Raw genomic sequence first — 6,437 nt, forward strand, 5'->3', positions numbered from 1 at the left:
TGTTCCGGCTCAGGTCCGGGTTCGGGTTCGGGTGTCGGCATGCCGGGATCAGCTCACGGCGGGAACGCCGACGGCATGCTCCCGGGCCTGCCGGTCCATCTCCGCCCGGAAGGCGGCCACCAGGTCCGGCCGGATCCGTCCGGCGTTGCGGTCACCGCCCTCGCAGACGGCTCCGCGCACGCCCACGATGTCGGTACCCATACGGGTCAGCGCACCGAGGTCGGCCTGTCGGACGCTGCCGGCGAGGGCGGCGAGCAGCCCGGCGGTGTGGGCACGGCGGACGAACTCGGCGCAGACGTCCGGAGGGACGTGGTCGAACAGCCGGGTCCCGTCCTTGACGGCGGTGTCGAGCATGGCGGCGTCGGCACCGGAACGGGCGGCGATGTCGGGCAGGGCGAGCGGATTGACGCAGCCGATGCGGGGGGCGTCGGCGTAGCCGGAGGCGACGACGAGGGCGTCGGGGCGATGGTCCTTGACCGCTCGGACGACCCCGCGCATGACCTCGATGCCCTGGTCGGGCGTGGTGCACCCGTAGAGGCCGACCTTGATGTAGGTGGCACCGGAGACGACGGCGCCGAGCGCGGCCTGCGCCACCGTACCGGGCTTGTACGGGACGTCTCCCACGGTGGCGGACACCGGTTTGTCCGCCGGGACCGCGTCGCGGATCTCTCTGATCACCCATGGGAAGTTGGCACCTAGCGAGCCCTCGTCGGGCTTCTTGACGTCGACGATGTCGAGGTGCTCCGCCGCCTTCGCACAGTCGAGGGCCTCCTCGACGCTGTCCGGGGAGATGAGAAGCAACACCACCGGTCTCCTTCCGCCGCACCGTCCGCCCGGCCCGGGGACCAGGAGGCGCGGGTCATCTGGGGTCAGACGGTGTGTTCATCATTTCCGCCGCCGAGCGGCCCCCGGTAGAGCGCACGGAGTTCCCCCGGGGGGCGCCCGCCCTCCCGACAGTGCGCCGTCCAGATCCCCCAACAGCACCCTCTCGCCCCATCTGGCAGCCCCCCGGCGGCGCGGCCCCGGCGCGGAAGGCCGTCGGCGGCGCGGCGGTAGCCCGCAGGAAGCGGTCGGGGTCCCCTGAGCGGGTCCCCGGCCTGACTGCCCGGCCGGTAGGTGGCGGAACCACAGGCGATCGCCAGTAGGCTGCGGCGGTGCGCACGGTCGAGCTTCTGTTGGACGAGGCGGCGGACCTCGCGGTCCGGGAGGCCTGGTGGCGGCTCGCGGACGCGGGGCTGCCCAGTCAGGCACGTCACCGCTCACCGACCAACAGCCCGCACGTCACCCTGGCCGCCTGCCCGGAATTGACCGCGCCGATCCGCTGGGAACTCGCCGAGGTGGCCGCCGCCCTGCCGCTGCCGGTGCGGTTCAGCGGCGTGGTCCGCTTCGAGCGGCCGACCTCGGTGCTCGCCTGGGCACTGGACCTCGACTCCACGCTGGCCGACCTGCACCGCCGGGTGTGGGAGGCGGTGGCATCGGACAGCCCGCCCGAGACCCTCAACCCGTTCCACGCCCCCGCACGCTGGAGCCCGCACGTCACCCTCGGCCGCACCCGGCGGGCCGGCGCCTTCGCCGACCGGCGCGTCCCCGACCTACTGCCGGCGCCACCGCTGTCGGTCCGGCTCATCACCCTGCGCAGCTACGACACCGAGACCGGCGCCCTGGAGGTGCTGGAACCCCGCCCCTGAAACACCCCGACACCGACAGGTCGGCGCTCCGCCGAAGCGACAGCCCGCAACGCCGCCGAGCCCTGCCCCGACGGCGAGACAGCCAGGAAGCCTGGCTCCCGAGGACGCCATAGTGGCAGTCGCCCGAGCGGATGGCCGGCCGCGAAGGCGGCGACCACGGTGATGACAACGAGCAGGACAGGCGATAACCACATGATCGGGCGGATGGGTCCTAGGAGTGGTCGATCAGGTGGGTGACGCCGTCGAGGATGCGTTCGAGGCCGTAGTCGAGCGGGCCGTTGCCGTGCGGGGCGAAGGCGCCGTCGGCGATGGCGGCGGCGAGCGCGGGGAAACGGTGCCCGTGGCGCTCCAGTACCTCGCCGGCGAGCCGGTTCCACTCCTCACTGCTTACCTCGTCCGCGTGGACGAGCTGCTGCGCGAGGCTTCGGATGTGGCCGATGATCAGCAACACGGTGTCGTGCTGCTGCGCGGCCGTCAGCCCGGTCGGGGCGAGGGCGGCCAGCGCCGCGTCGAGCCAGGCGAGCTGGTTGGGGCCCATGAGCTGGCGACGCGTCGCCACCCGCCGAAGAGACATGGACACAAGACCGGAACGGAACACCGGAACGGTCGCCGACCAGGAAAGACGCCATCATGAGCACCAACGCGTCGAAGGCCGCCTTGACCCGCGCCGCCCAGGCCGAGACCACCAGTGACCCGAGCAGCACGATGACCCTGCTCGCCGACTGCGGCACCGACGGCAGCCCGATCACCAGCTACCGCCCCACCTTCGCCGAGGGAGCGGTCGGCGCCCCGGCCCATTTCCACACCCGCGCCTCCGAGCTGTTCTTCGTCATCGACGGCGCGCTCCAGGTGCTGGTGGACGACGAGGTGACGACGCTGAACGAGGGCGACTTCCTGCTCGTCCCCCCCCCCCCCCCGCACACCCCCCACGCCTTCGCCCCGGCCCCCGGCTCCAGGGCCGACGTGCTGTTCACCTTCACGCCCGGCATGCCGCGCTTCGACTATCTGCGCCTGCTCGGCCGGGTCATGCGCGGCGCGGCAAGCCCGCAGGAGATCAAGGACTCCTCCCAGCTCTACGACAACCACTACGTCGACAGTCCGCTCTGGAACGCCACCCTGGACAGGGCTGCCAAGTAGACGTCACCCCGCCTGCCGGGGCCCCGTAAGCGGGCGCGGACGCGGACCGTGCCGACCAGATCGGATCCTGGCCTGACAGCCCGCCACCTCTACTCGGCTCTCCTGCTTGTCGGTGTGCTGGTCGGATCCGTCTCGGGATCCGGCCCCACCGGGGGCCATTGGCGGTGGTGAGCGCCTGGCGGCGCCGGCCGCACCCGCTCACGGCTGCGCAACCGGGCGTGTCCGGGCGATCCATGATCGCCCGGACAAGTCCTTATAGCGCTACGCTTGTTGTGGCTGTCTGTGGCTGTCTGTGGCTGCTCCAAGGGCGGGGCAGCGGGCGTCCGCAGGTAGTGCATGTGCCGGGGGCGGGTGCGGTGGCGAAGCGCTGCCGCGCGAATCGCATGAAGGCCGGCCATGCAGCCCGCGTGGTCAACTCGGTCTTCGTCGATCGCTCGACCTCCAGCTCGGCACGCAGCACATCGAGGGCTTCCTCCACCCGCGGTCTGTCGTGCACGTCAGTTCTCCTCGGTTCGCAAAGCCGCACCCTGACCTCGCAGGGCCGGATCACATCCCGTCCTGACCAGCGAGGCAGCCGCCTCCCGGCCCGCAACACTCGGTCACTGCTGCACGGCACTCCTGCAGAGGTCTGACGCGCCGGAGTCTCGACCGAGCGAAGGCTCATCGCGCTGCCCGTCATGGGTGAGAGGTCGCGGTCTGCGGCGGCCCGCCGAAGGCCGGTTCGGCGTGCCCTCTCCCTCACCCGGCGCTAGCCTGAAGAAGGACACATTCATGGCACAGAGCGAACCAGGAAAGAGCCCGTCGCGCGGGTGGAACGAGCGCGGCGTGGACCGGGCGCCCTGGTCGCCCTCCCCGCCAGCTCGCCACAGGACGCAGCGACTACGAGCCGCGCACTCCACCGGGATCCTGGTTCGTCCTCACCAGCAGCGCCTTCCCGGCAAGGAGGGAAACTTATGAACCGGCACCTTCGCTACCCACTCCTTACGCCCCTAGTGGTGGCCTCGGTGGCCCTGCCCCCGGCCCTGGCCGCCCAGGCCGCCCCGGCCGAACGGGCCCCCGGCGCACCGGCAGCGGCCCCGCTGGCTCCGGCCTGCAAGTTGGAGAACGGCTCGAGCACCAATGAGTACGACATCACCCTCACCGGGTTCAGGCCGAACCAGAACGTGAGGATCAGGGGCCCGGAGAGCTTCAGGACCACTGTCGACCAGCAGGGCGCGTTCACCGAACAGGACGTCAAGAGGGGCACCTACCAGGTGGAGTTCGGCGGAGGCCGCAACAACAGGAACGCGCAGTCGGTCAACTGCACCAAGCCGGCCCGTGTCACACCCATCAGCATTTCGGATGTGGACATCACGAGTGCGTCGACCACGCCCGCCGCGGACGTCGACTGCACCGTGGCGCAGAGCGTCACGTTCAAGGCCACGCTCACCGGGACCGGAACCGGGGACGCAAAGATCAAGTGGGAGTCCGACACCAAGGTGAGCACCCCCGTGGTGAAGTTCACGGCCCCCACCACCGAAACGACATTCGTGGTGAAGGCCGCCCCGCGCGGGGCGGCCAACGAGCCCCCTCCGAAGGTGACGGCGCGCGTGACTGCGGGCGATGCCTCGGACACCACGACGTTCACACTCAAGTGCAAGCCCTGACCGGTATTCGTTCGGCTCTACCGCCGCTGTACCTTGTGCCTGACGGGGTGTCAGGCACAAGGTGCAGCGGCGTGGGGCGGCACTGACTACCGCCGCTTTCCGCGCGATTTCGCACGCCGCTTGGGAACGCTTGGCCGTCACTCACGCTGCCACTGGGCGAGCGTGTCCAGCAGGCCGAGCGCGAGACGCCACTTCTCCCGGTGCACCACGTCGTCGGGGATCCGCCCTGCGGCATCGGTCCGGCTCGTCCGCCCACGCGCGCGGCAGATACAACGGCCACTGCAGGGGGGCACGACGGTGTCGGTGGCGGCGTGGACATTGATCCCGACCTGGCAGTTCGCCCGTTTCCCGACCGCTCCGCAGTACTGGCGGGCCACTCCGGCCGACGGCCATCGGCTGGACCGCCTTGCGCCGGAGGTCGAGCATCAGGCCCCGCAGATAACATTCGCCCTGCCGCCGCTGATCCCGCCGCGACACCGAGGCGAACACATCAAGCGAAGTCGCGCGGTGTGCCGAATCTCAACAGTGCCCGTGCCGGCACTGACAGCGGCCCGCTAGGGTGGCTCTCCACGCCCCGCCTGCCACGCCACTACGGCTCTGTGCGCCTTGGGAGCGGTGTTGTGCCGGCTGCTCGGCGAGCTGTGCTCCACCATCCCGGGGTCGTACGTCTGAGCCGGTCGGGCCAGTGCGCCGAGTGTGGCGCCGGAAACCCGTCGGTGCAGGCATTCACTCCGATGGCTGCCCTACGTGACCCGAGTGGCGCGCACGACCGCTCCTGCCGGTGCGGACGGGTGAAAACTCAAGTGCCGTAGCTCCCACTACCTCAAGCCCGACAGGCTCCACCAGGTCTTCGTCGCCGACCTGCCGGAGAGCACCACGAGAATCATGACGGTGACCCAACGGCCCGCGGCGACAACCGCGTTCTCGGAGAAGGCCAAGGCAGCCGCCTGGAAAGACATCCCGTCCTGGTTCCTCGTCGCGAACCAGGACAAGACCATCAACCCAGACCAGGAACGCTTCCAGGCGAAGCGTGCGGGTTCCCACACGGTGGAGATCGACTCCTCCCATGTGGCCATGATCGCCCACCCTGAAGCGGTCACCGACCTCATCCTCCAAGCCGCCATGGCGACCGATCCCGTCCGGCCTGCGCTGGCGGCCACGGGGTCCACCCATGCAGCCGGAGCCGAGACCGCACTCACCGGCATCGCCGCCGCCTCCTTGATCGCGGGCGCAGGCGCTGTCGTCCTGAGCCGTCGGCTGGGACGCCCCGCGTCCTGAGGGCGCTCCAGGACGGCGTCTCCTTCCCTTCCCGTGCGGCCCGGCGCAGCACCTCGCCACAGAGACCCCGCTGCGCGTCCGAGCCTGGCGCGAGGCGAACGGGCTGCCGGGCAGGGAGCTGATGCGCGACGATCGGCCGCCTCCCGGCGACTGAATCCGGTGGCCCGGGATATCCGCAGGGGAACGGAGAACACCGGAGGAGACATGGCACTGGTGAAAGCGGGCGTCGTGGTGCTGGACTGCGCCGAGCCCGAGAAACTCGCCGAGTTCTACATAGGGTTTCTGGAGGGCGAGCAGTCGTCGGCCTCCGCAAACCTCGTGGAGATCCAGGGCGCCGACGGCGTCAGGCTGGCGTTCCGCAGGGACGTCAACGCCACCCCGCCCAGCTGGCCCCGCCCGGAAAACTCCCTCCAGGCCCATCTGGAGTTCCTGGTCGAGGACTTGGACGAGGCCGAACGACGGGTGGTGGGGCTGGGCGGCCGGCCGATCGAGACGCGGGACGCGGCGGGCCCGTACGAGGAACGCGGTTACGCCGACCCCGCCGGGCACTCCTTCACTCTGCGCCTGCAGCCAACCAAGGCTCCCAAGCAGGGCTAGAGCGTGTTTTAGAAATCGCTGCCCTGTTTGGTTGGCCGTCGGGGGAAGTCGCGGGCGGCCAACCAGATGGTGAGGTCGCGGGCGATGTCGT

The 6,437-nt window shown here is 70.5% G+C and carries 7 protein-coding genes and 2 pseudogenes; 5 read left to right on the forward strand and 4 right to left on the reverse strand.

Annotated features, from left to right (window positions below; all coding sequences use genetic code 11):
* Window positions 1-48: 48 nt before the first annotated feature.
* On the reverse strand, window positions 49-804 hold the full coding sequence (locus ACF073_RS35295; protein ID WP_392075568.1) for a (5-formylfuran-3-yl)methyl phosphate synthase: 756 nt from the start codon (window positions 802-804) through the stop codon (window positions 49-51).
* 350 nt (window positions 805-1,154) lie between these two features.
* On the opposite strand from ACF073_RS35295, the gene ACF073_RS35300 reads away from it, so the two are divergent.
* Window positions 1,155-1,688: a 2'-5' RNA ligase family protein gene (locus ACF073_RS35300; RefSeq protein ID WP_392075569.1), complete on the forward strand. Its 534-nt coding sequence runs from the start codon at window positions 1,155-1,157 to the stop codon at window positions 1,686-1,688.
* Between the two features lie 211 nt (window positions 1,689-1,899).
* Here ACF073_RS35300 and ACF073_RS35305 read toward each other — a convergent pair whose 3' ends face one another.
* Window positions 1,900-2,247 (reverse strand): TetR/AcrR family transcriptional regulator C-terminal domain-containing protein, encoded by a 348-nt coding sequence (locus ACF073_RS35305; RefSeq protein ID WP_392075570.1) that lies wholly within the window; start codon window positions 2,245-2,247, stop codon window positions 1,900-1,902.
* A 71-nt stretch (window positions 2,248-2,318) separates the two neighbouring features.
* Here ACF073_RS35305 and ACF073_RS35310 point away from each other — a divergent pair, with 71 nt between their 5' ends.
* Both ACF073_RS35310 and ACF073_RS35315 read left to right on the forward strand, forming a co-directional pair.
* Window positions 2,319-2,825, forward strand: a complete 507-nt coding sequence (locus ACF073_RS35310; protein ID WP_392075571.1) for a cupin domain-containing protein — start codon at window positions 2,319-2,321, stop codon at window positions 2,823-2,825.
* Between the two features lie 953 nt (window positions 2,826-3,778).
* On the forward strand, window positions 3,779-4,471 hold the full coding sequence (locus ACF073_RS35315; protein WP_392075572.1) for a hypothetical protein: 693 nt from the start codon (window positions 3,779-3,781) through the stop codon (window positions 4,469-4,471).
* A 137-nt stretch (window positions 4,472-4,608) separates the two neighbouring features.
* Here the strand turns inward: ACF073_RS35315 and ACF073_RS35320 are convergent, their stop codons facing one another.
* Window positions 4,609-4,848: a transposase gene (locus ACF073_RS35320; protein WP_392075573.1), complete on the reverse strand. Its 240-nt coding sequence runs from the start codon at window positions 4,846-4,848 to the stop codon at window positions 4,609-4,611.
* Between the two features lie 58 nt (window positions 4,849-4,906).
* Window positions 4,907-4,960, reverse strand: a pseudogene (locus ACF073_RS35325) (hypothetical protein); the annotation flags it as partial.
* Window positions 4,961-5,320: 360 nt separating this feature from the next.
* Between ACF073_RS35325 and ACF073_RS35330 the strand changes: the two are divergent.
* Window positions 5,321-5,749: pseudogene (locus ACF073_RS35330) on the forward strand (alpha/beta fold hydrolase); the annotation flags it as partial.
* 204 nt (window positions 5,750-5,953) lie between these two features.
* Entirely contained in the window at window positions 5,954-6,346 is a 393-nt protein-coding gene (locus ACF073_RS35335; protein WP_392075574.1) for a VOC family protein, read from the forward strand.
* Window positions 6,347-6,437: the final 91 nt, after the last annotated feature.

Origin of the sequence: Streptomyces sp. NPDC015171 (assembly GCF_043079545.1) — a bacterium.
In the GTDB taxonomy this organism is placed as follows: domain Bacteria; phylum Actinomycetota; class Actinomycetes; order Streptomycetales; family Streptomycetaceae; genus Streptomyces.

What these genes read in the sequence shown, in the direction of transcription:
- ACF073_RS35315 (WP_392075572.1), top strand. Translation starts at nt 3,779, where the DNA reads ATGAACCGGCACCTTCGCTACCCACTCCTTACGCCCCTAGTGGTGGCC.
- ACF073_RS35335 (WP_392075574.1), top strand. Translation starts at nt 5,954, where the DNA reads ATGGCACTGGTGAAAGCGGGCGTCGTGGTGCTGGACTGCGCCGAGCCC.
- ACF073_RS35310 (WP_392075571.1), top strand. Translation starts at nt 2,319, where the DNA reads ATGAGCACCAACGCGTCGAAGGCCGCCTTGACCCGCGCCGCCCAGGCC.